This window comes from Bacillus sp. ISL-7 (assembly GCF_018613065.1).
In genome coordinates, this window is sequence record NZ_JAGGQW010000035.1 from 15,873 (window position 1) to 39,423 (window position 23,551).

Below are 23,551 nucleotides of genomic sequence, written 5' to 3' on the forward strand. Positions count from 1 at the left end.
ATTTCATGTTATACTATAATCAATAGAAAAACAATTCTGATTTTTTTAAAAGGAGCGAAAGAAATGATCATCCCATTCAATGGCATAACCCCTTCCATTCATAAAACAGTTTTCGTGGCACCTGGTGCTCACTTAATTGGCGATATTACGATTAAAGAAGAATCTTCCATCTGGTTTAATGCTGTGTTACGAGGGGATGAGGATTCGATTATTATTGGCGCAAGGTGCAGTATTCAAGATAACTCTACCATTCATTTATTCGAAGGATGTCCGTTATCATTGAAGACGAGGTTACAGTCGGGCACAACGTTATTCTGCACGGCTGCAAAGTGGGTAAACGTTCAATTATAGGTATGGGCTCTACCATATTAGACAACGTAGAAATCGGCGAAGAATGCATTATTGGTGCGAATACACTGATTGCCGCGGGCAAAAAGATACCGCCTCGCTCACTTGTCGTTGGATCACCGGGAAAAGTCGTCAGGGAATTAACCCATAAAGACCTAGAACTTATTCGCCTCTCTACTGATTCATATGTACAAAAAGGACGGGAATTTAAAGAGATCCTTAAATAGATAATTAAAGATTTTAAGAACAAAAGGCGGAAGCCCCTTGGCGCTGAAGCTAGACAACACGGAGCTGCGGAACAAAAAAGCTGCCCCGAAAGTCTTCCATTAAAGACTTTTGGGGCAGCTTTTATTTTTTTGAATGAATAATTAAAGGATGATTTTTCGCGTCATAGGAATGATCCTTTCTGCGCAAATCATTATCCGCTTCAAAGACATTTTCAAAAAACCTGCTAGCTGGTTCCGCTAAAAGTTGATAATACTGACTAAACAGCAGTGCCGCATGATTACCACTCCACATTGGCGGTAAAAGTTCCTTTGGCAGACCTGGATCAATGAACAGAAATTTTCTGTATTCATGAACAAGATTTGTTCTCTCCACAAAGCACTCTGAGTCGGACATTTCTCCTTTGCTTAGCACACTTTGATGTACAATGAATTGCTTACTGTACTTTGAGATAAACTCCTCATACTTACTCTCTATTTCCTCAAGCGGCCAGCTTTTTTCCACAAGGGATTGACTATCTTTTGGCCCTTTATAGTCAGAGACGAAGAAATCAACGTATTCACTAGTATCATACTTTTCGATTAAAAGATTCACTTCTTTTTCAAGGTTATTCGGTGAAATCCAGCAGGCATTAGAGAAACTGCCAAATCCACTCCACAATAGTTCCTGTCGAAGCTCATCACGAATCTGCCGTTTTTCTTCCGGAATCGAATACATTAAAATACGCCATTTTCTGTCCCATTTATGCGGGTTCAGTTTAAAAATTCGGTTGGCGGCCTCATCCATCCGGGAAACACCTCGTTCAGTCAAAAAGTAAAAACTTTTGTTTCCCTGCTTTTCTGACTGAATCCATCCTTGCTTCACCATTCGCGAAACAGCGACACGAACGCCCTGTTCATTATGCCCAAACTCTTTCAATAAACGAACCAAGCTGCCAATCCAAATTTTATTTCCATAGTGACGTAAATAATCTCCATAAATGGTGAAAATCATCGATTGTGTGTTTGCACCCATAACCTCTTCACTCTTTCTTTTCCCCTGTCCATTACTAATTTTGAACGAGACGTTTTTTTCTATTATATCATAAACGTCAATATCATCTCCCTGAAAATTGAGGTATTCTCCGCTCACTAAATGCATCGAGCGCCTCGATTCGGTCTTCTGTTGGAATCGTCAGTTCATACGCTTTCGCTTCAATTGCAAGCCCCGTCTGTAAATCTGTGTTCATTCCCTGAGTAATCGCATATTTCGCCTGTTTTAATGCAACAGGCCCATTTTTCATCATGTTTGCCGCAAATTGTTGACACTCTTTAGAAAGCACATCACGCGGCACCACTTTTAATACAATACCAAGGTCGAGCGCCTCCTCAGCTGAGATTTTTTTCGCCGTTAAAATTAATTCTTTGGCCTTCATTTCACCAATCAGTCGTGGAAGGCGCTGTGTTCCGCCTGCACCCGGAATGATTGCCCAGCTCGTTTCGGTCAACCCCATGGATACACCTTGTGCCGCAATCGCAAAGTCACACGACAGTAGCCACTCAAATCCTCCGCCCAGCGCGTAACCATTAACCGCTGCGATTGTCGGCTGCGGCAAGCTGGCAATACTATTAAACAAATCACGAATCGCTTTCACATTTCTTCTTACCTCTGACTCATTTAAGGTTTTTCTTTCTTTCAAATCAGCGCCGGCACTGAATGCTTTTGGGCCGGCTCCTGTAAAAATAACAACGCGTACCTCAGGATTTACATGAATGGAATCAACAGCCTCCTGCAGTTCACGAATTGTATCATAGTTAAAACAATTCAATACGTCCGGTCGGTTTACTGTTACATATCCGATATGACTTTTCACTTCATATAATACGTTTCCCATGGCCATTCCCTCTCTTTTTTTAAATAAAGGCCATCTCACATATTCGAGACAGCCTCTTTAGTTCTAGTCTATATTTTCAATAATCGCCGCTATCCCCTGACCGACTCCTACACACATTGTCGCCAGTCCATATTGAACATTTTGTTTTTTCATTTCATATAAAAGCGTCGTCAAAATACGGGCTCCACTTGCACCAAGTGGATGTCCAAACGCAATAGCACCGCCGTTTACATTGACCTTTTCCTGATCAAACTCAAGCTGGCGTATGCATTCCAGCGACTGTGAGGCAAAGGCTTCATTTAGTTCTACAAGACCGATATCGTTTACCGATAATTTTGCCCGATCAAGCGCTTTTCTCGTTGCATAAATTGGACCAAGGCCCATAACCGCAGGCTCAAGACCGGCAACCGCTCCAACCACATATTTTGCAAGGGGCTTCAAACCAAGTTCTTTTGCTTTATCCGCACTCATTAATAACAAAGCGGATGCACCGTCATTTACTCCGGATGCATTACCAGCTGTTACTGTGCCGCCTCCAAAAATCGGACGCAGTTTAGCAAGTTTTTCAATCGTTGTATCTGGACGTGGATGCTCGTCTTGATCAAAGACAACCTCGTTTCCTTTCCGATCATGAAAACGAACGGGTACAATTTCTTCCGCAAAACGATTGGATTCCATTGCTTTTTTTGCCCGCTGCTGGCTTTGAAGTGCAAACTGATCCTGTTCTTCCCGTGAAATTGAGCAGCGTTGCGCCACATTTTCAGCTGTCTGAGGCATGGAATCTGCTCCATACATCTCTTCTAGCTTTTTATTCGTAAATCGCCATCCAATCGTTGTATCCTGAAGCTCCATCGATCCCCGAGGGAAGTCACTCTCAGGTTTTGCCATGACATATGGTGCTCTTGTCATACTTTCCGTTCCCCCTGCGATGTAAATATCGCCTTCCCCTACAGCTATAGATCGTGCAGCATACATAACCGCATCAAGTCCTGATCCGCACAAACGATTAATAGTAGTTCCACCAACGTTCACTGGAAGACCAGCTAAAAGTGCGGACATTCTCGCTACATCTCGGTTATCCTCTCCTGCCTGATTCGCATTTCCGAAGATGACATCTTCAATTTGTTCCGGCGGCAGCCCTGGATTCCGCTCTGTCAGCGCTTTAATGACAATTGCTCCGAGATCATCTGGACGTACACTTTTTAATGCTCCTTTATACTTCCCGATAGGTGTTCTTACCGCATCAACAATGACAACGTCCCTCATTTTCCCACCAGCTCTTCAATTTTTGTATAGTCGTACACACCTTTACCAGACTTACGGCCCAGCCTTCCCGCTTTTACATACTGTTCAAGCAGTGGTGCTGGACGGTATTTTTCACCAAGTTTTTCATGTAAATATTTTAAATTATTTAAACGGGCATCTAGTCCTACTAAATCCCCCAGCTCAAATGGGCCCATCGGATAATTCAATCCTAGCTTGATTGCTTTATCAATTTCTTCAGGTGTTCCTAACCCTTCTTGAAGCATATAGAATGCTTCATTCCCAACCAGGCAGCTGATCCGGCTTGTTACAAAACCAGGAAATTCGTTAATGACCACTGTCTCTTTCCCCATCTTCTCAGCAACCTGTTTTATGACTGCTGCTGTTTCATCACTCGTTTCGAGGCCGCGTACAATTTCGACTAGCGGCATTTTCTGTACAGGATTGAAGAAATGCATCGCAATCGTTTTTTCAGGACGCTTTCCATAAGAACCAATTTCTGTCGGGCTCATAGTGGAAGTATTAGTAGCAAAATAGCAGTGATCCTGTGCATGTTCTTCTATTGTTTCGAAAACAGCTTTTTTAACTTCTGCACGCTCTGGAACGGCCTCTATAATTAAATCAGCTTTAATAGCAGCTTCTTTTAAATTGGAAGAATATAATAATCGACTTTTTCCTGCATCCGCTTCTTCAGAAGTGATTTTTCCGTAACGTACACCTTTTTCAAAAATAATATCAATCTCTTTTTTCGCGCTATCTAATGCAGATGGATTCACATCTACTAATGTTATGTCAAATCCTCCAGTTGCTCCTACATAGGCGATCCCTCTGCCCATTACTCCAGAGCCTACGACTACTATGTTTGTAATCATCTAACTTTCTCCTTCCACATAATAGAGGCTGACTGCGATAGAATCAGATTTGCATCCAGCTATACCCGAATGATTTTTCTGAAATATGTTTCAGCCAGCCTTTATTCACTATTTTGTATCTCGGTTTAATATCCATCAACGGCAGGACCCTGATAGAAGTCTCAACTTATTAAATGCCGAAAGGATTTAATGGGCGGCTTCCATAATAGGAAATAAAACTTTTCGTTTCAGTATAAAGATCTAATGTCTCAATACAAAGCTCCCGTCCGAAGCCTGATTGTTTATAACCGCCGAAAGGTGTTCCTGGGAAAGCTGAGAATGGGCAGTTTACCATGACAATCCCTGCTTGGATTTGGTTACCCACACGAGTTGCACGGGCACCATCTTTCGTCCAAAGGGCTGAACCAAGGCCGAACTCTGTGTCATTTGCTAGTTTAATTGCCTCTTTTTCATCTTTGAATTTCATGATTACAACAACTGGTCCAAAGATTTCTTCTTTCACTACTTTCATATTGTGATTTACATTACCAATGACCGTCGGCTCATACCAATAACCGCCTTCGAATCCTTCAACTACTGCCGGCTTTCCACCCACTAAGATTTCAGCTCCATCTGCAATAGCTGATTGAACATAACTATCAACAACATCTAATTGACCTTGATCGATAACTGATCCAACATGTGTTTCTTTATCTAATGGATTTCCTAATTTAAGCTTTTTCGTTTTTTCTACGAATCTAGTAACAAATTCATCATAGATATCCTCGTGCACGTATAAGCGAGATCTCGCCTCACAAGATTGTCCTGTATTATAGAAAATACCGAATAGTGACCCATCTATAGCCGCTTCAATATCAGCATCCTCGAACACGATATTCGGAGATTTCCCGCCAAGCTCCAATGTTACACGCTTTAATGTTTTAGAAGCCTTACCCATGATATCTCTACCAATTGGTGTAGAACCTGTGAAAGCGACTTTATTTACATTCGGATGTTCAACAAGATAATTTCCAACGTCAGAACCAGAACCAGGAATAATATTAACAACTCCCGCAGGAACTCCTGCTTCAATACAAATTTCCCCTAAAACAATGGCAGTTAACGGAGTTAATGAAGCTGGTTTCACAATGACAGAACATCCAACCGCGATTGCAGGTGCAATCTTCCACGCCGCCATCATCAATGGGTAGTTCCAAGGAATAATTTGTGCACATACACCCACAGGTTCTTTCTCTGTATAGTTATGGAATTGACCTGCCATATTATTTACGGAGCCACTATGTCCTACAATGGCACCTGCATAAAATTCAAAAACTTCAACAGCTTGCATAACTTGACCTTGTGCCGCTGAAATGGATTTACCACTATTTAAGACTTCTAATTCAACTAATTCATTAAAACGGGAACGCATAATTGCCGCAATTTTATTTAAAATTCGAGAGCGTTTATTAACAGGTGATTTTTTCCATTTCCCGTTTTCGAAAGCTCCAAGAGCTGCTTGTACTGCTCTTTCAGCATCTTCTTGTGTAGCCTTTGCAACCCTGGCAATGATTTCACCAGTGGCAGGATTGTAAGCATCAATAGTGGCTCCATTAGAACTTTCCACTCTTTCACCATTAATAACTAGATGGTAATAATCACGCTTCATTTCTACTTTTTCAAAAGTTGCTGCTTCTTGTACTTTTACCATTTCATCCCACTCCCTTTTTTATGTTACTCACCAATAAATTGAGCTTTGCGTTTCTCTGTAAATGCCGTTACCCCTTCAACATAATCTTTCGTTAAGCCGGCAATTCGTTGTCCTTCCGCTTCTTCTTTCAAATATTCTTCAAAAGAAATATGGTAGGAGGCTTCTAAATATCTTTTGATTAAGCCGATTGCTTTCGTTGGTCTGCTGGCAATATTTTCTGCAAAGGCTGTCACTTGTTCGTTCCAGTCCTCTACTCCGATTACTTTTGTAGCAAGACCCATTTTTTCTGCCTCAGCAGCAGGTACTTTTTCTCCCAATACAGATAGCTCTAATGCCTTTGCATGACCCACAATTCGTGAAAGGAAATACAGATTACCCGAATCAGGAATTAACCCAATATTGACAAAGGCATTTAGAAAGCTTGCTTTCTCAGAGATAAGACGGAAATCGCAGGCTAATGCCAGACTGAAGCCTGCCCCTGCAGCCACACCGTTTACTGCTGCAATAATTGGTTTTTCACAACTGACGATTTCCTTCATCATCGGACCGTAATCGTCACGGAGCATTTGCCCTAAATTCATGCTGTCATCCACATCTGCTAAGTCTTGACCGGAACAAAAGGCCCTTCCTTCTCCGGTAATGACAATCGCACGCACCTCATGAGACTTTGACGAGTGTTTAATTGCCTTTTGGATTTCTTTATTCATTTGTGATGTAAAAGCATTCAGTTTATCAGGTCGGTTTAGACTGAGCCAAGCTACCCCGTTTTCAATCCGAAAAGTAATTGTTTCGTACATAGCATAACTCCTTATCTGCCTGTAAAATTAGGCTTTCGTTTTTCTACAAACGCTTCCATGCCTTCCTTTTGATCTTCAGAAGCAAAGAGCAAGTAGAAATTCTTTCTTTCATATTGCATTCCTTCATATAAGGAGTAATCCACTGCCTTATTAACAGAGTCTTTGATTATTCTGACTGCTAAAGGCGGCTGTGCCGCAATCTTTCTTGCGAAGCCAATTGCTTCCTCCATCAATAATTCAGGTGCGACAATTTTATTAATAATGCCATATTTTAAGGCTGTTTCTGCATTGATTCTTTCGGCGGTCAAGATCCATTCAAGTGCCTTTGTTTTACCCACTAGCTTCGTCAGTCTTTGTGTCCCTCCTGCTCCAGGCATAACTCCAAGTGTTACTTCTGGAAAGGAAAACAGTGTATCTCCAGCAGCTATAAGTAAGTCACATGATAAGGCAAGCTCAAAGCCACCGCCGAATACAAAGCTTTTGACTGCACCAATGATAGGCTTTTTAACGAAACTTAACCGGTCCCAATCAGCAAATTGATTCAACAATTCCAATCTAACAGGATTGTCATTGGCCATCTCATCAATATCCGCTCCAGCAGAAAATGCTTTTCCATGACCGGATAATAAGATTACTTTCACTTGGGTATCACGGTCGAATTCTTCTGCTGCAGAAACAATTTCACCGACCATAGTCCGGTTCAGCGCATTCAATTGTTTCGGTCGGTTCAAAGTGATAAAGCCTATCCCATCCCCAATTGATGTCTCAATAAATTGAAACTGGTTCATTTTATACTTCCTCACCGATCATCATGGTTACGAGTTTCCCAGCAAAACCCATCAAGTCTTTTCCTGATGCTTTTCCTTCAGGGGAACGCATACCTTGTTGAAGTGCTTCATGATTTTCATAATACATTTCGCATAGAATGTGATATTCAGAGTCTTTCCCCATTGGTGTTCCGACTATTTTCGTAACGACCATTTTTTGAAGACCTGGGATTTTTTCTGTGATAGGACCGTGAACACTGAAATAATGTTCATCAAATTCTTCTTTATTTTCCGGCTGCTTATATAGAGCAATTAACTTTACCATTTTATTCCCTCCGTATTTTACATAAATTTAATCATTGGTTTCATTGCTTCAAATGGGTTTTTACATGATTTGCAATATAAAATGCTGCGGCACGCTGTTGGTCCGAATATGTTTTCCATCGTGACATACGTGGATTCACAATACGGACAATCTATATGCCACGATCCATCTTCTTTCATTTGTCGAGGGGGAGGGGAGATTCCGAATACCTTTAGCCCCGCTTTCCCCTTTTCCGTAATCCGGTCAGATGTCCAGGATGGGGAACGTAGGAATTCTACGCTCACTCCATCAACGCTTGGCAGTTGCTTAACGGCTGTTTCAACATTTTTTTGAATGATAGACAAAGCTGGACATCCTAGAAAGGTAGGCAGTATTTTTACTGAAACATCTGATCCTGATATCTCCACATTCTCCACCATTCCTAAATCTAGAATGCTGACTGTATTAATTTCAGGATCTTTTACGTTTTCCAGTAGTTTATATATTTCTTCTGATGTTAATAACACGGTAGACATAGTCCCCCTCCCCCTTTTCCTCTTGTATTACCAGGAAGCTGCTTTATTACTAGCGTATACTTCACTTAAAGTTTCGAGTGCCTTCACTAAATCCTCTGTGTGCTCCCCATTTCGTCCATCTCCTTGAGCCATTCCTACTTCAATGGGTTCTTGGAGCCCAACACTTTTCAATACAGGTGCAACGGCCTGATTCCACTTATTCAGTAAAACCGCTTCGCTTTCAATTAAACCTTGTTGCACAATTTTATTTCGATGTTCTCCAAGAGAGAAAACACCTTGAAAATCTTGAAACGTTTTTTCAATAGCTGCTTTCATTCGGGAAACAGCTTCTTCATGACCTGAACCTAAAAGTTGAACGAACCATGTTTTCCAGTGCATTAAATGATAGTAAAGTTCCATTTGCACCTTTGCGGCAACTTCAGCCAGCGGCTCATATGAACTTGAATGTAGTGATTGAATCTTAATCATTTTAGCTTGGGTATAAAAGTAATTTCGTACAACTGCAAAAGCCCAATCATAATCCGGTTCTTCCATATAATAGCCAGGTCCATTCACGAGTTCCAGGATAATCGCATTGCGCCTTGCATTCGCTGGACGGTCATGGGCCAGCTGATTTGCATTCCCTTCACCGAGTTCTTCTAACAATTGATAGAATATGGCCGCATGACCCATTGTATCTTGGGTGATGGATGAAGTTGCTACGTCTTCTTCAATGTGAGGAGCGAGACCCAGCCATTCAGATCCACGATAGGAATGGATAAAATCATCGTCTGCTAGTTGAAATAGCAACTCTTTAATTGCCGTATTCTCTACTGATGAATTATTTGCCATTTTTTACGCCTCCTGCCCAAGACAAAATTTCCTTCTCATCAAGCATTTCTTGTTCATATTTCCGCCATTTTTTTTTTAAATAGCCATACCCTTTTGTTGTGCGGTATTCTTTATTATCTAAACGTTGAAGCGTTTTCTTTTCTTCCGAAGTCATTTTACGTATATTCTGACGTTTCACAACCCAGATATCATCCACTGCTTCACGTCGCATAAAGTTTTCCTGTGCCATGAGGATCGCAATATCCTCATTTGGTGCGAGCAAGCTAAAATGATATTGTACTGGTGCAGTTGGGGTCTTGCGGCTAAATACTTCAAACTCTTCAAAATATGATTCTTGCCTAGTTTCCATGTTCCTTCCCCTCCCTTAGACAGTCTTTGGTGACAATGCTTCACGTACCCATTGGTTATTTTTGTAAGAAATTCTTCTAAGATTCAAGCGCTCTTGTGAACGAGGTCCTTCATTTCTAGCAATCTTCTTCAATTTATTCCAGTCAGGCTGTTTATAAATCCATTTTCCTGTTTCTTCATCAAAACGCAGCGTTTCATCCGGAATGGTAAAACCAAGTGAATGAATCCGCTTAATATACTTGCTAAAGAAAGATTGACGAAGTCCTTCATTCGTGCCCGTTCTGATTCTATACTTTAAGGTAACATCTTGTTTTGATGCACCCATTTCATTCTTGCTTGGCGGTCCGAAGAAAAGCAGCAAAGATTCCCACCAATAATTAAGGGCATCTTGCACCATTTGTCTCTGTTCTTCTGTCCCTTCAGCTAAAGCCATAATAATGGCTTCTCCGTGTTGAGCGTGGAAAACCTCTTCTGCACAAATTCTGTGTAAGGCACGGGCATATGGACCGTAAGATGCACCAAGCATATCCGTTTGGGTGATAATGGCCGCTCCGTCAACTAACCAGCCAATCAGCCCTGCATCTCCCCATGATTTAGCTTCCATATGGAAAACATTATGGAACTTTAAATCTCCAGTAAAAAGATCCTGCATCAGATCGTCCCGCTTTTTTCCATATGGTTTCAATAAATCTTCCGCCACACGAAGCAATAATTGTCCGTGTCCCATTTCGTCTTGTACCTTCGCCATAATCCCAAGTTTTCTATGCAAAGTAGGAGCTTTTGGTACCCATTCCTTTTCAGGAAGTGCTCCCATTATTTCGCTCATACCATGCATGGAAATTAATTTGATTAATGTATTCCGATATTCCTCTGGCATCCAATCATCTGCTTCAATTTTATCTCCAGCTTCGATCCTAGCTATAAATTGCTCCAGCTTTTCCTGTTCTGTTATTTCATTTAAAAGAACGCTCATTTCAAATCCCCCTTTTCTCAAAAGCAATATAACGTTTATTTAACGTAATTATATTTTATTGTTATATAAAAAGCAAGAATATTGCGTCATTTTTTTAAAATAAAAGAATGGGCGATACTCTCCTTTATTTCAACGATACTTTGAACCGTGACGACCTACTTTATCTTCGCTAAATCGTGGATGCGGTGCACGGGCACCAGAAATTTTTGATTACAATGACAAGGGAATGGCATTTGTTCTTCTTGACGAAAATGAAGGAACAGCATGCATCATTCCCTGCTGGGATAATGACAGATTCATTATACGCTGATCATAGCACTTTTTCGCTTATCAACAATACGAATGGCCTTTCCTTCAGAACGCGGGATGCCTTTTGGAATGTTGACGACGATATCCATCGTCACTAGACATGTGTTTTTCATATGGTGCTGGACCGTCTTCTTCAATTTCTGAACATTGGCATGTGTTAAGTCTCCATCAATTCCAGTATAGAAATCGCTTTCAATTTCAACATGTAATTCAACACTGTCCATTGCACCTTTCTTAACAAGGTGAATCTGATAATGAGGAACGAGTCCCTTCACTTGCAACAATGCCCGTTCAATTTCAGAAGGGAAAACGTTTACACCTCTGACAATGAGCATGTCATCTGTTCTGCCTTTTACCCTGGACATTCTCGTTGTCGTACGTCCACATTTACATTTTTCTCGGGTAATAGCGGCAAGATCCCCAGTTCGATAACGAATAATTGGTAGGGCTTCCTTCGTTAAGCTAGTAAAAACAAGTTCTCCAACTTCTCCATCTGCTACCGGTTCGAGTGTATCTGGATTAATCACTTCAATCAGGAAGTGATCATCTGCGATATGAAGTCCATCCTGTGCTTCATGACATTCTATCGCAACACCCGGTCCCATAACTTCACTTAGGCCGTAAATATCAACCGCTTTCAATTTTAGTTTCTTTTCAAGTGTCGCTCTCATTTCTTCCGACCAAGGCTCAGCGCCAAAAATACCATATTCAATTCCATTATCAGCAGGGTCTATCCCCATTTCTTCCATCTTTTCAGCCATATTTAGAATATAAGATGGCGTTCCGCAAATACCTCTCGGTTTCAAATCATTAATAAGTGTAATTTGCCGATCTGTGTTTCCCCCCGAAATTGGTAATGTTGCAGCGCCTAGCTTTTCTGCTCCGTAATGAAGACCAAGCCCGCCTGTAAACAATCCATAGCCATAGGCATTATGAAAAATATCTGATTTCCGACCGCCTGCAGTGACAATAGCACGGGCAACCATTACTGACCAGTTTTCAATATCATTTTTTGTATATCCTACAATTGTCGGCTTTCCGCTCGTTCCAGATGATCCATGAACGCGGACAACCTCATCCATGGGAACTGCAAATAGACCGAATGGGTATTGCTCACGAAAATTCTGTTTTTTGGTAAATGGAAGCTTTGTCACATCGCTTAACTGCTGAATATCTTCTGGCGTAATACCCAGTTCATCAAATTTCTCTTTGTAAAATGGTACATTCTTAAATACATTTCTAACCGTCTTTTGAAGTCGTGCCAGCTGCAAACTTTCCATTTCAATACGGGTAGCAGTTTCAATTTCTGGATTGTACATTTTGTCAGTCCCCCTCATTTGCTTTTCATTGTTCCTGAAATTACATAACGAAATTAAAACGAAAATAAAAAATCTAGTAATATACTTTTTCAGATTAATACGACATTTCCACGTTGTCAATAGTGTTAACTTTGAATTTTAATAGAAAATATAAAATTTTATTAAATATTTTAATTTACTTAATATTCTAATTATGATAGCTTTAAAACGAGAGTGACATATATCACTTTTTATCATTACCGTTTTAAAATCGTTCTATTCAAGGAGGGGTTATTATGGAATCACCAGTAAAAAAAAGCTACTTAACCGAAGAACATGTCGAAAAGAAGCCCTATTATCTATTGGTTGAAACCGAAGATTTTAAGGATTTACTTCAAAAGAAAAAAGCATTTATTATCCCTGTCACCACTTTCTTCCTGACGTTCTATTTTGTTCTACCTGTGTTAGCTGCTTATACATATCTATTAAAAGGAGAAGCTTTTCTCGGTATAACATGGGCATGGGTTTATGCACTTCTTCAGTTCGTTGTGGTTTGGATCGGTGGTATTGTCTACCTTAAGAAATCAGAGAAGTATGACAAAATGGCCCAAAATATTTTAACTAAATACCGGAAGGAGCTTGGCTGATGAGTACATTATCTCTTATACTTTTTTTAGGAATTATCTTGTTAACGCTTACAATAACCTATTATTCTTCTAAGAAAACGAAAAACGCGAGCGATTTTTATACAGCTGGCGGCGGGTTGACTGCATGGCAAAATGGATTGGCTGTAGCTGGTGACTTTATGTCTGCCGCTTCTTTTCTAGGTATTACAGGGGCTATCGCTCTGATTGGTTTCGATGGATTTTATATGAGCATTGGCAATCTTGTCGCGTTCCTTGTCTTATTATACTTTGTTTCGGAGCCGCTTCGTAATCTTGGAAAATACACGTTAGCCGATATGATTTCTGCTCGGTTTAAGTCCAAAAAGGTACGTGGGATCGCTGCAGCGAACACTCTTGTCATTTCTATTTTTTATATGATTGCTCAACTTGTTGGTGCGGGTGGATTGATTAAACTTCTTCTTGGGATCGATTACGGTCTTTCCGTTCTTCTCGTTGGTGTATTAATGACAATTTATGTTATTTTCGGTGGGATGCGGGCGACAAGCTGGGTACAAATAACAAAAGCCGCGCTTTTGCTGGGCGGTTCTTCCGTTTTGACGTTTATTGTATTTTCCCGATATAACTTTAACATCTCAGAAATGTTCCACCATGTTAAGACAGCAACACCCCTTGGTAATGACTTTTTAAATCCAGGTAATAAATACACGAATGGACTTGATATGATTTCATTTAATATGTCACTTGTCCTCGGCGCAGCAGGACTTCCGCATTTACTTGTCCGCTTCTTTACTGTAAAGGATGCGGCGACGGCACGAAAATCTGTTGTATATTCAACATGGTTTATTGGCGTATTTTTTATTATGACGATTTTCCTAGGGTTCGGTGCTGCTTCATTCGTCGGTTTTGACCGTATTGTTGAGGCTAACCCTGCTGGAAACATGGCCGCGCCGCTTCTCGCATTAACCGTAGGCGGTGAATTCTTGTTTGCATTCGTCTCAGCTGTCGCATTTGCCACTATTTTGGCGGTAGTATCCGGCCTTGTTTTAACGTCAGCATCCGCCTTTGCACATGACATTTATGGAGAAATTATTAAAGACGGAAAAATGACTGAAAAGCAGCAAGTTCTTGTAGCACGTATCTCGGCAATTAGTGTTGCGTCTATTTCAATCGTGCTAGCCTTGTTCGCACAGTCACTGAATGTTGCTTTCCTTTCGGTACTTGCATTAGGTATTGCAGCAAGCGCCAACTTGCCGGTTATTCTTTGCACAATTTACTGGAAACGATTTAATGCAATCGGAGCGATCACCGGCATGCTGTTTGGGTTAATCAGCTCTCTAGTTTTAGTTTTGCTTAGTCCGAATGTATGGAATCCCCAACCTGGAATGGGTATTTTCACAGGAGACCCTATTTTCACAATGAGCAACCCGACCATTTTCACCGTGCCTCTTGGCTTTATAGGTGCCTATATAGGTACAATGTTGTCTAAAACAAAAGAAGACGAAAATAAATTCGCAGAAGTATTGTTTAAATCAAACACTGGGTATGGCATTAGCTCAGCAAAAGATCATTAAGGAGAGGAAAATTCCATGACAATTCAATTAGATGATCAGGCAATTCACGATTTACATTACGATGAAATTAAGCAAGTTCTAAAAGACGAACCATTTGCATCTTTTCTTGGCATGAAGCTGACAAATCTCGGACCCGGCACAGCGGAAGCGGAATTAATTCCTGACGACCGGATGCTTAATGCACATGGAACAGTTCACGGTGCCATTATCTTTTCACTTGCAGATTACGTATTTGCCGCAGCGAGCAACTCATATGGTAAAACAGCTGTGGGTGTCACAACCAATGTTAACTTTATATCAGCTGGCACACGTGGCAGGACTTTAACTGCAAATGCAAAAGAAATAAAGAAAAATCACAAACTCGCTTGGTACAAAATCGATGTCCAAAGTGAAAATGAACTAATCGCAACAATGGAAGCGATGGTTTACAGAAAGAGCCATTATTTTGTTAAACAGGATAAATAAAGCTTTTATTAACCGGACAAATCAATCGATTCGTCCGGTTATTTTTTACAATGGAAGTAAGAAGTAAAACCAAAATTAATGGTACTCAAATTAAAGACGAACGATTTGTGATTCATATGGTCTCATATTGTTTCTTCATTTTTTTCTACTTGAGTGTTGTAATTTGAAATAATGATTTCCCGGCCTTCAATTGAAAGGGCTTTTCGTATACAAAAACAAAAAAGACTTAGCACCTAATCGAAAGTGCCAAGCCTTTTTTATGATTTACTTTCAAGTATCAACGTCACGGGACCGTCATTGATGAGTTCGACATCCATCATCGCACCGAATATGCCGGTTTCAACACGAATCCCTTTTTCTCGCAGCAAGCTGTTAAGTAACTCATATAGTTGAACAGCTTGGTCTGGCCGGGCCGCATCCATGAAGTTTGGCCTTCTCCCCTTTCGGCAATCACCGTAAAGAGTAAATTGCGAAACAGAAAGAATTTCACCGCCAACATCTAATAAAGATAGATTCATCTTTTCATCGGCATCCTCAAAAATACGGAGGTTGGCAATTTTATCGGCTAGGTAGATGGCATCCTCTTCCTTGTCAGCATGGGTGATACCGACAAGTAAGACAAGCCCCTTTGTTATTTGACCAGTTACTTCCCCGCCAACAGTTACGTTGGCACCTTTACTTCGTTGAACAACTACACGCATTTTTTGAAACTCCTTAATTCATCATTCGACGGACGGAATAAATATCGTGGATCTGTTTAATTCGTTCAACCACCTTTTGCAAATGGTTCACATTGTGTATGGCAATCGACATGCTAATCGTCGCCATTTTATTCCGATCCGATTTGCCTGAAACGGCAGAGATATTTGTTTTCGTTTCATTTACAGCTTGAAGTACTTCATTCAGAAGCCCTCTACGGTCATAACCGTTAATTTCAATATCAACATTATATTCTTTCCGATCATTTAAGGATGATTCCCACTCTACCGGGATTAACCTTGACTGAGCATCATTAGAATCAATGTTCGTACAGTCCGAACGATGTACAGAGACCCCGCGGCCTTTTGTAATAAAACCAACAATTTCATCGCCTGGAACCGGATTACAGCATCTTGATAACCGAATCAGTAAATTATCAATCCCGGAAACTCGGACACCGGATTCACGTTTTTTGGAAGATGGGAAGGTTTTTAGGTCCGTTATGGCATTAGTAATATTCGAACTCTGCTCCTGATCCCTCTTTTTGCGCCATTTCTCGGTTAATCGGTTGGCGACCTGTAAAGCCGTTACACCATTATAACCAACCGCTGCATACATATCTTCTTCACTGGAAAAATTAAACTTTTCAGCAACCTTTTTCAGATTGTCAGAGGTCAATATTTCTTTGATATCGAACTCCATATTACGAATTTCTTTTTCAACCATCTCTTTGCCTTTATCGACATTTTCATCGCGGCGCTGCTTCTTAAAGAAGGCCCGGATCTTATTTTTCGCTTGCGATGTTTGCGCCAGCTTCAACCAATCCTGACTTGGACCGTATGAATGTTTCGATGTAAGGATTTCGATGATATCACCAGTCTTAAGCCGGTAGTCCAGCGTCACCATTTTGCCATTCACTTTTGCGCCTATCGTCTTATTGCCAATTTCGGAGTGAATTCGATAAGCAAAATCAATAGGAACAGAACCAGACGGCAACTCCATGACATCACCTTTTGGTGTAAACACAAAAACCATATCCGAAAATAAGTCAATTTTCAATGACTCCATAAACTCTTCCGCATTGGCGGTATCATTTTGGAACTCCAGTATTTCTCTGAACCAGGTTAATTTCTGTTCAAACGAAGTGCTCTCGTTAAGTGCTTCTTTGCCCTCTTTATAAGCCCAGTGTGCTGCCACCCCGAATTCAGCAATCCGATGCATCTCATACGTTCTAATTTGAACCTCAAGCGGATCTCCTTTTGGGCCGATTACGGTAGTATGCAAGGATTGATACATATTAGGCTTCGGCATCGCGATATAATCCTTGAAACGGCCGGGCATTGGTTTCCAGCAAGTGTGAATAATCCCTAAAACAGCATAGCAATCTTTAATACTGTTTACGACGATTCGAACAGCTAGCAAATCATAAATTTCACTGAACTGCTTGTTTTGCAAAGCCATTTTCCGATAAATGCTATAAATATGCTTCGGACGGCCAGAAAGCTCTGCTTTAATGGACACTTCACCCATTCGGTTCTTTACTTCTTCAATGACATCCACTAAATATTGCTCACGTTCAGCGCGCTTCTTTTTCATTAAGTTAACAATTCGATAATATTGCTGCGGATTTAAATACCTTAAGGCTGTATCTTCCAGTTCCCATTTAATCTTAGAAATACCAAGACGATGTGCCAAAGGCGCAAAAATTTCAAGTGTTTCATTTGAAATCCGACGCTGCTTTTCTAAAGGAAGATGTTTAAGTGTCCGCATATTATGCAAACGGTCGGCAAGCTTAATTAGGATGACCCGGATATCCTGGGCCATTGCCACAAACATTTTTCTGTGGTTCTCTGCCTGCTGTTCCTCGTGAGATTTATATTTAATTTTCCCTAATTTGGTTACGCCGTCGACAAGCATGGCCACTTCGTCATTAAAAGAAGACTCAATATCTTTTAAAGATATACTCGTATCTTCAACGACGTCATGAAGAAAACCAGCTGCAACCGTGGCAGGATCCATCTCCAAGTCAGCTAGAATGCCAGCAACCTGGATCGGATGAATAATGTACGGTTCGCCCGATTTTCTATATTGTTCACGATGAGCATGTTTTGCAAATTCGTATGCTTTTTCCAAAAATTTAACATGTTCATCATTTAAATAATTCCGAGTCTTGTCGATGACTTGGTCGGCTGTTAACACTAGATCATTCGCCATGAAATCACCTTTATTTTCGTCTCATTTTATTTATATAAATGTCATTCTCTAAAAATTTGTTCTAAATAGGAATGATTGTTATTATTATCGAAAAAAAAAGCCAAGATGTAAAGAGATTGAGAGTCTTTTTCCACACTATTCAGAAAAAATTGTGCTAAACGCGCGCTTCCGCTTTTTTATATAAAGAGAGCACTCGCCCTGAGTGCCCTCTTTAATGGTTTAATAATGCATCAATGTTAAAACATCATAACCATCAAGTTTTTTTCTACCTTCTAAATAACTTAACTCAACTAAGAAAGCAATTCCTGCAACCACGCCGCCAAGTTGCTCCACTAATTGAATCGTCGCATCGATTGTTCCGCCTGTAGCCAATAAATCATCCGTGATTAAGACACGTTGGCCTGGTTGGATGGCATCTTTATGGATGGTTAGAACATCTTTACCATATTCAAGCCCGTAACCAACTTTAATCGTTTCCCGTGGAAGTTTACCTTCTTTACGGACTGGGGCAAAGCCTATGCCTAAGGCATATGCAACCGGACAGCCAATAATAAATCCTCGGGCTTCAGGTCCAACAATCAGATCAATTTGTCTTTCTTTTGCATAAGCAACGATTTGGTCTGTTGCATATTTATAGGCCTCACCATCATTCATTAAAGGGGTGATATCTTTAAATTTAATTCCTTCTTTTGGCCAGTCAGGTACGATTGTAATAAATTCTTTTAAGTCCATTCTTCAATTACCTCCTCAGTTTCAACCGACTCTTTAATAACTTGATCGAACCAGGCTTTTAAATCCTGGAAGGATGAAAACAATAGTTCTCTTTCAAGTTCATATTGTGCTTGTTTTATTTGGTAGGTTCGAGAGTCAGTTAGGTCACGCTTTTGCGCTCCGGTGTTTAAAGTTATAAATCCATTGTTTATTGTAACAAAATCCAGGTCAGAAAACACCTTTGACATAAAGTTTATCGTTTCCTGCGACCAACCGCGATGCTTTGCGAGGTCACCCCCATGTCGTTTAAGATCGATCGGACCCTTTTTTAACAGAAAAGCATAAAACCATTTAAAATGGTCACGGGTCGGGACAGTACTAAAGAAATCACTGGATTCTTTATAAAAATAAGCATAAATCCTAGCTGGTTGTTTCCCTTTAAATAAAAACTTTAGGATTTCTTTTGATGATGGAAAGTCAACCAGAACAATATTTGCCTTGTTCCCATCGAACGATTTTGCATCTTCCACATCTTTAATAAAAATGGTCTCATCGATTATATTAGGATTTATTTTTTCAAGGTGTTCTTGATTAAAAATAATAAATTTCCTGTTATCAGCAGGGACAGCATTTGAAAGGCTGTTGATTCGCTTTTGTCCACGATAATCAAATAATTGCCATGACTCCACGGCAATATCGTGGATGAAAATTTGTGGTTTACGTATATTGTTCCATTCGTTAACAGATAATTCTCCAATTAACGAAATTTTTGATGCAGGTGAAATATGATCCACTAAGGGTCCTAAACCAAAGCCTACCCCATCCAGATTAGCACCACTTTCATTCACTAATACCTTTAAGTGGTTTTGCTCACTCCCAATTTTTCTGATATTTGTAATATCGACATTGTTTATTAAAACCTTTGGTTTGGGATTGTCCATTCCAAAAGGAGCAAGTAGACTCATTTCATCTAATGATGATAGATTCACATGTTGAAGTTTAATTTCCTCATCGAGAAATGTTACTGGAATTAAATCCTCAGGAGTCAGTTGTTCTTCTGCCAGTAAATTTAACCTTGTGCGGAGTTCCGCAACATTCTCTAGGTTTAAGGTCATCCCTGCTGCCATGGGGTGACCGCCAAAATGCGGCAAAATATCACGGCAGGTTGATAAATTTTTAAATAGGTCAAAACCTGCAATACTGCGGGCCGAACCCTTTGCCACTCCCTTATCCGGGTCAAAATTCAGTACAATCGTTGGCCGGTAATACTTTTCAACGAGTCTTGAGGCAACAATTCCGATGACTCCGGCATTCCAGCCTTCCTTACCGATGACTAGAACTTTATTAGACTCAATCGGGAAATTCTTTTCAACCTCTTCCATCGCCTCAGTCGTAATCGAATTAACAATCGACTGTCTTGACTTATTGAGAGCATCCATTTCTGATGCTAGGCTTTCTGCTTCAAGTGGATCATCGGTTAAGATCAGCTGAACGGCTAAGTCAGCATCTTCTAAACGCCCCACGGCATTAATCCTTGGCGCGAGGGTAAAGCCAATTGTTTCTTCATTTATCGACATGGGATCGACCCCTGCCAGCTTTAAAATGGCTCTAAGGCCAATATTATTCGTTGTTTTTAGTTTTTCAAGTCCTTTTTTAGCGATCAGGCGATTCTCATCCTTTAACGAGACTAAATCCGCAATCGTCCCAATCACAGCTATTTCTAACAAATGCTCTGGAACCACTCCGTAAAGGGCATGGGCAAGTTTAAAGGCTACACCCACTCCTGCCAGTTCACGAAACGGATAGGTACTATCAGGAAGCTTGGGATGAATAATCGCAAGCGCCTCAGGTAATACCGGCCCAGGCTCATGGTGATCGGTAATGATGAGATCCATGCCTAGCTCTTTTGCAACGGATGCCTCATAGGTAGCTGATATTCCAGTATCCACAGTAATAATTAAATTTATTCCATTTTCTGCTGCACTCCGGAAAGCGGCCTCATTCGGGCCATATCCTTCAGTAAAACGATTAGGGATGTAAAATTGAACATTTGCACCAAGGTCACGAAGCGTGATCATTAATACTGATGTGCTGCTTACTCCATCAGCGTCATAATCGCCGAATATGAGGATTGGCTCTTGGTTTTCGATAGCTTCACGAATTCTCGTAACTGCAATATCCATTCCTGTTAGGAGAAAGGGATCGTGGAATTCTTCGTTTCCAAATAAAAAATACCGTGCAGACTCAACGGTATTAAAGCCACGGTTGACAAGCAGTGAAGCGACAAGAGGCGTTATTTTCAATTCAGTTTCTAGCTTTTTGATCAGTTGTTCATCGGATTTCCGAACAATCCATCTTGTTTTCGAACTTAACATGTGTATGTTCACCCCTCAGACCTTCTTATTATACAGGAGTAGGATACAGCTTTCAATCAAAAGAAAAACCGCAGGATATCTGCGGTTTTCAACTAAATTTATACTTGTGGTTGATCAGAGTACTTTCTTTTCTCTTTTACCGTTTTAATAACACCCTTCTTCTTCAGCTCTTTACATTTCATCACATACCATAAAGAACCTGCGACAAAGACGGAGGAATATACCCCAATAATTAATCCAACGAATAAAGCGATAGAGAAATTGCGAATCGCCGGGCTTCCAAAAATCATTAAGCATACTGTCGTAATGAGCACTGTTAAAACGGTGTTAAACGACCGTGTTAAAGTTTGGCGAATACTAACATTTACCACTTCAGCAATATCCTGAACTGTTTTAAGCCGTTTTTTCTTTTGCATATTCTCGCGAACCCTATCGAAAGTAACAATCGTATCATGGTTTGAGTAACCAATAATGGTCAAAATCGCGGCGATAAAGTTTAAATCTACTTCAAGTCTTGTAATACTAAAAATAGCAATCATGAAAAATGCATCATGAAGGATCGCAGCAATCGCGGCGATTGCCATATAAGCTTCAAATCGAATCGAAACGTAGAGAATGATACCAATTGAGGCAATCAAGACGGCAAAAAAGGCATTTTTCGCTAGTTCTTTTCCAATCGTCGGAGAAACGGTACTAACATTCGGCTCATAGCCAAATTGCTTTTTAAAATCTGCTTTTAAAGTTGAAATCTCATCTTTTGACAGTACCCCAATCATTCGGACGGCACCAATTTGCTTTTTATCACCAGAAATGACGACATCATCTGGAGTTAAATGAAGTTTGTTAAAAGCATTTTCCACCTGGGTAGTGGTTAAAGGTGTTTTTGATTGAACCTCTACACGCGTTCCGCTTGAAAAATCAATTCCTAAATTCATACGGAAAATAGCGAGAATGATTACACCCGCAACTAGAAGAACACCGGATAGGATGAATACTTTATTCCTAAGTCTAACAAAATCAATTTTATCAAATCGAGTAGGAAGATCGATTGTATCTACATTATCGTTAATAGATTTAATTTGGGACTTGCGTACTGAAAACCAACCAGGTTTATTATTTAATAAACCGCTTTGGACCCATAGCCCCAGTAATAACCTTGCACCGTAAACATTTGTGAGGAAGCTCATCAGGACACTCACTATTAACATTGTCGCAAACCCTTTTACAGAGCTTGTCCCGTAAAAGAATAATACACAAGCTGTTAAGATTGTTGTTAAGTTTGCGTCAAGAATAGCTGTAAAAGCATGCTGCTCACCAGCTTGGAACGCTGATTTAATGCTTCTACCTACCTTTAGTTCTTCTCTAATCCGTTCATAAGTAATAATGTTGGCGTCGACAGCCATTCCGATTCCGAGAATGATCGCGGCAATTCCCGGCAAGGTCAGAACCCCATTCATCCAATCGAAAATTAATAAGACGAGAAATATATAAATTGATAACGTAACAGTAGCAATGAAACCTGGAAAACGGTAATAGAAAAGCATGAAAAGATATATAATTACAACACCAATGATTCCGGCTAAGACCGTATCATGCAATGCCTGTTCCCCGAACTTAGCTCCGACGGAAGTTGAATACACCTCTTTTAACTTAACCGGTAAGGAGCCTGCATTTAAAAGCGAAGCCAAGGTTTGAGATTCTTTTGCAGTAAAACTGCCTACAATCGAAACTGTATTTTGATTAAATATTTGCTTTACTGTTGGGGCTGATAAAAATTTAGGGTTCGCTTTTGTTACTTCCTTTTTAAAAGAGTCTTTTCCTTCTTCAAAATCCAGCCAAATAACTAGAACATTGTTTGGTGCCATTTTCATAATTTCTTCGGACACCTTGCGGAATTTATCGGCACTTTTTAATGTTAAAGAAACGCTTGGTGCACCATTTTCATCAAAAGTTTGCTTAGCTCCGCCTTGTTTTAGGTCAGAACCATCCATCATCAGACGGTCATTAGCATCACGGAAGGTTAGATTTGCTTGAGTAGATAAGATTTCGCGAGCTTTATTCTGGTCTGTTACCCCAGCAAGCTGCACACGAATCCGGTTCTTTCCTTCAATTTGAATACTAGGTTCACTCACCCCAAGGACATTGATCCGCTTGTCGAGTGCCTCAGCGGTACTTGCCAAAACCTCTTTGTCAATCTTTTGACCTTTTTTCGCTTCCTTAACATCGTACAAAACCTCAAATCCACCTTGAAGGTCTAGTCCTAGCTTCATATTGTTTAAGATGTTCTTAGTTGTTGCTCCCATTGTGCTTCCTATAATTAGGACGACAAGAAAAAAAGCAACAATTCTACTGCGCTTTACCATTATGTATTGTTCCTCCTTAGTGCTTGTGCATTAGCACTGTTCCGTATAATCCTTATATAAATTACCAAAAAGTCACTTCCTTCATTATGAAAG

General features: G+C 40.3%; 21 protein-coding genes and 1 pseudogene. 4 read left to right on the top strand and 18 right to left on the bottom strand.

The features are described from left to right. The first annotated feature begins 63 nt into the window (after positions 1–63). Positions 64–575: pseudogene (locus J7E66_RS13345) on the top strand (gamma carbonic anhydrase family protein). A gap of 121 nt (positions 576–696) precedes the next feature. On the opposite strand, the gene paaX reads toward J7E66_RS13345, so the two are convergent. From paaX to J7E66_RS13410, 13 genes are all read right to left on the bottom strand, one after another. Then, positions 697–1,587 (bottom strand): phenylacetic acid degradation operon negative regulatory protein PaaX, encoded by an 891-nt coding sequence (gene paaX / locus J7E66_RS13350; protein WP_215001208.1) that lies wholly within the window; start codon positions 1,585–1,587, stop codon positions 697–699. Positions 1,588–1,669: 82 nt separating this feature from the next. Further along, the gene (locus J7E66_RS13355; RefSeq protein WP_215000718.1) at positions 1,670–2,446 is read right to left on the bottom strand and encodes an enoyl-CoA hydratase-related protein; all 777 of its coding nucleotides are present in this window, start codon (positions 2,444–2,446) and stop codon (positions 1,670–1,672) included. A gap of 63 nt (positions 2,447–2,509) precedes the next feature. After that, positions 2,510–3,712, bottom strand: a complete 1,203-nt coding sequence (locus J7E66_RS13360) for a thiolase family protein (protein ID WP_215000721.1) — start codon at positions 3,710–3,712, stop codon at positions 2,510–2,512. Further along, positions 3,709–4,581 carry a 3-hydroxyacyl-CoA dehydrogenase gene (locus J7E66_RS13365; RefSeq protein WP_215000723.1) on the bottom strand — a complete coding sequence of 291 codons (873 nt, stop codon included), beginning with the start codon at positions 4,579–4,581 and terminating at the stop codon, positions 3,709–3,711. Before J7E66_RS13365 ends, J7E66_RS13360 begins: the two co-directional genes overlap by 4 nt. A 169-nt stretch (positions 4,582–4,750) precedes the next feature. Next, positions 4,751–6,271, bottom strand: coding sequence for an aldehyde dehydrogenase family protein (locus J7E66_RS13370; RefSeq protein WP_215000725.1), 1,521 nt, complete (start codon positions 6,269–6,271; stop codon positions 4,751–4,753). A 23-nt stretch (positions 6,272–6,294) separates the two neighbouring features. Beyond that, entirely contained in the window at positions 6,295–7,068 is a 774-nt protein-coding gene (locus J7E66_RS13375) for an enoyl-CoA hydratase-related protein (protein ID WP_215000727.1), read from the bottom strand. 11 nt (positions 7,069–7,079) lie between these two features. Continuing rightward, the gene (locus J7E66_RS13380) at positions 7,080–7,856 is read right to left on the bottom strand and encodes an enoyl-CoA hydratase/isomerase family protein (RefSeq protein WP_215000729.1); all 777 of its coding nucleotides are present in this window, start codon (positions 7,854–7,856) and stop codon (positions 7,080–7,082) included. A 1-nt stretch (position 7,857) separates the two neighbouring features. Then, positions 7,858–8,160, bottom strand: a complete 303-nt coding sequence (locus J7E66_RS13385; protein ID WP_215000730.1) for an EthD family reductase — start codon at positions 8,158–8,160, stop codon at positions 7,858–7,860. 17 nt (positions 8,161–8,177) lie between these two features. Next, entirely contained in the window at positions 8,178–8,675 is a 498-nt protein-coding gene (gene paaD, locus J7E66_RS13390) for a 1,2-phenylacetyl-CoA epoxidase subunit PaaD (protein WP_215000733.1), read from the bottom strand. Positions 8,676–8,702: 27 nt separating this feature from the next. Further along, positions 8,703–9,506, bottom strand: a complete 804-nt coding sequence (gene paaC / locus J7E66_RS13395; protein ID WP_215000735.1) for a 1,2-phenylacetyl-CoA epoxidase subunit PaaC — start codon at positions 9,504–9,506, stop codon at positions 8,703–8,705. Further along, positions 9,496–9,855 carry a 1,2-phenylacetyl-CoA epoxidase subunit PaaB gene (paaB, locus tag J7E66_RS13400; RefSeq protein WP_088089105.1) on the bottom strand — a complete coding sequence of 120 codons (360 nt, stop codon included), beginning with the start codon at positions 9,853–9,855 and terminating at the stop codon, positions 9,496–9,498. Before paaB ends, paaC begins: the two co-directional genes overlap by 11 nt. Before the next feature lie 15 nt (positions 9,856–9,870). Next, entirely contained in the window at positions 9,871–10,827 is a 957-nt protein-coding gene (gene paaA, locus J7E66_RS13405; RefSeq protein WP_215000738.1) for a 1,2-phenylacetyl-CoA epoxidase subunit PaaA, read from the bottom strand. A gap of 299 nt (positions 10,828–11,126) precedes the next feature. Further along, positions 11,127–12,455, bottom strand: coding sequence for a phenylacetate--CoA ligase family protein (locus J7E66_RS13410; RefSeq protein WP_215000741.1), 1,329 nt, complete (start codon positions 12,453–12,455; stop codon positions 11,127–11,129). Between the two features lie 275 nt (positions 12,456–12,730). On the opposite strand from J7E66_RS13410, the gene J7E66_RS13415 reads away from it, so the two are divergent. Genes J7E66_RS13415 through J7E66_RS13425 form a run of 3 tightly spaced genes read left to right on the top strand, consistent with a single transcriptional unit; the run spans position 12,731 to position 15,096 of the window. Then, positions 12,731–13,081 (top strand): DUF485 domain-containing protein, encoded by a 351-nt coding sequence (locus J7E66_RS13415; RefSeq protein ID WP_215000744.1) that lies wholly within the window; start codon positions 12,731–12,733, stop codon positions 13,079–13,081. Next, a complete protein-coding gene (locus J7E66_RS13420; protein ID WP_215000747.1) occupies positions 13,081–14,631 on the top strand; it encodes a solute symporter family protein in 1,551 nt (516 codons plus the stop codon). Before J7E66_RS13415 ends, J7E66_RS13420 begins: the two co-directional genes overlap by 1 nt. A gap of 15 nt (positions 14,632–14,646) precedes the next feature. Beyond that, entirely contained in the window at positions 14,647–15,096 is a 450-nt protein-coding gene (locus J7E66_RS13425; RefSeq protein ID WP_215000750.1) for a PaaI family thioesterase, read from the top strand. 257 nt (positions 15,097–15,353) lie between these two features. Here the strand turns inward: J7E66_RS13425 and dtd are convergent, their stop codons facing one another. The 5 genes from dtd to secDF all read right to left on the bottom strand — a co-directional run bounded on the left by dtd (position 15,354) and on the right by secDF (position 23,458). Next, positions 15,354–15,797 carry a D-aminoacyl-tRNA deacylase gene (gene dtd / locus J7E66_RS13430; protein WP_215000753.1) on the bottom strand — a complete coding sequence of 148 codons (444 nt, stop codon included), beginning with the start codon at positions 15,795–15,797 and terminating at the stop codon, positions 15,354–15,356. A gap of 13 nt (positions 15,798–15,810) precedes the next feature. Beyond that, on the bottom strand, positions 15,811–18,009 hold the full coding sequence (locus J7E66_RS13435; protein ID WP_215000756.1) for a RelA/SpoT family protein: 2,199 nt from the start codon (positions 18,007–18,009) through the stop codon (positions 15,811–15,813). A gap of 219 nt (positions 18,010–18,228) precedes the next feature. After that, on the bottom strand, positions 18,229–18,741 hold the full coding sequence (locus tag J7E66_RS13440) for an adenine phosphoribosyltransferase (protein ID WP_088089113.1): 513 nt from the start codon (positions 18,739–18,741) through the stop codon (positions 18,229–18,231). Then, a complete protein-coding gene (gene recJ / locus J7E66_RS13445) occupies positions 18,732–21,095 on the bottom strand; it encodes a single-stranded-DNA-specific exonuclease RecJ (protein ID WP_215000759.1) in 2,364 nt (787 codons plus the stop codon). The genes J7E66_RS13440 and recJ overlap by 10 nt, the downstream gene beginning before the upstream one ends. Before the next feature lie 98 nt (positions 21,096–21,193). Next, on the bottom strand, positions 21,194–23,458 hold the full coding sequence (gene secDF / locus J7E66_RS13450; RefSeq protein WP_215000762.1) for a protein translocase subunit SecDF: 2,265 nt from the start codon (positions 23,456–23,458) through the stop codon (positions 21,194–21,196). Between the last annotated feature and the right edge of the window lie 93 nt (positions 23,459–23,551).

Bases quoted from the DNA above. Each gene is read 5' to 3' on its own strand.
- paaX (WP_215001208.1), bottom strand. From the start codon at position 1,587: ATGGGTGCAAACACACAATCGATGATTTTCACCATTTATGGAGATTAT.
- J7E66_RS13355 (WP_215000718.1), bottom strand. From the start codon at position 2,446: ATGGGAAACGTATTATATGAAGTGAAAAGTCATATCGGATATGTAACA.
- J7E66_RS13360 (WP_215000721.1), bottom strand. From the start codon at position 3,712: ATGAGGGACGTTGTCATTGTTGATGCGGTAAGAACACCTATCGGGAAG.
- J7E66_RS13365 (WP_215000723.1), bottom strand. From the start codon at position 4,581: ATGATTACAAACATAGTAGTCGTAGGCTCTGGAGTAATGGGCAGAGGG.
- J7E66_RS13370 (WP_215000725.1), bottom strand. From the start codon at position 6,271: ATGGTAAAAGTACAAGAAGCAGCAACTTTTGAAAAAGTAGAAATGAAG.
- J7E66_RS13375 (WP_215000727.1), bottom strand. From the start codon at position 7,068: ATGTACGAAACAATTACTTTTCGGATTGAAAACGGGGTAGCTTGGCTC.
- J7E66_RS13380 (WP_215000729.1), bottom strand. From the start codon at position 7,856: ATGAACCAGTTTCAATTTATTGAGACATCAATTGGGGATGGGATAGGC.
- J7E66_RS13385 (WP_215000730.1), bottom strand. From the start codon at position 8,160: ATGGTAAAGTTAATTGCTCTATATAAGCAGCCGGAAAATAAAGAAGAA.
- paaD (WP_215000733.1), bottom strand. From the start codon at position 8,675: ATGTCTACCGTGTTATTAACATCAGAAGAAATATATAAACTACTGGAA.
- paaC (WP_215000735.1), bottom strand. From the start codon at position 9,506: ATGGCAAATAATTCATCAGTAGAGAATACGGCAATTAAAGAGTTGCTA.
- paaB (WP_088089105.1), bottom strand. From the start codon at position 9,855: ATGGAAACTAGGCAAGAATCATATTTTGAAGAGTTTGAAGTATTTAGC.
- paaA (WP_215000738.1), bottom strand. From the start codon at position 10,827: ATGAGCGTTCTTTTAAATGAAATAACAGAACAGGAAAAGCTGGAGCAA.
- J7E66_RS13410 (WP_215000741.1), bottom strand. From the start codon at position 12,455: ATGTACAATCCAGAAATTGAAACTGCTACCCGTATTGAAATGGAAAGT.
- J7E66_RS13415 (WP_215000744.1), top strand. From the start codon at position 12,731: ATGGAATCACCAGTAAAAAAAAGCTACTTAACCGAAGAACATGTCGAA.
- J7E66_RS13420 (WP_215000747.1), top strand. From the start codon at position 13,081: ATGAGTACATTATCTCTTATACTTTTTTTAGGAATTATCTTGTTAACG.
- J7E66_RS13425 (WP_215000750.1), top strand. From the start codon at position 14,647: ATGACAATTCAATTAGATGATCAGGCAATTCACGATTTACATTACGAT.
- dtd (WP_215000753.1), bottom strand. From the start codon at position 15,797: ATGCGTGTAGTTGTTCAACGAAGTAAAGGTGCCAACGTAACTGTTGGC.
- J7E66_RS13435 (WP_215000756.1), bottom strand. From the start codon at position 18,009: ATGGCGAATGATCTAGTGTTAACAGCCGACCAAGTCATCGACAAGACT.
- J7E66_RS13440 (WP_088089113.1), bottom strand. From the start codon at position 18,741: ATGGACTTAAAAGAATTTATTACAATCGTACCTGACTGGCCAAAAGAA.
- recJ (WP_215000759.1), bottom strand. From the start codon at position 21,095: ATGTTAAGTTCGAAAACAAGATGGATTGTTCGGAAATCCGATGAACAA.
- secDF (WP_215000762.1), bottom strand. From the start codon at position 23,458: ATGGTAAAGCGCAGTAGAATTGTTGCTTTTTTTCTTGTCGTCCTAATT.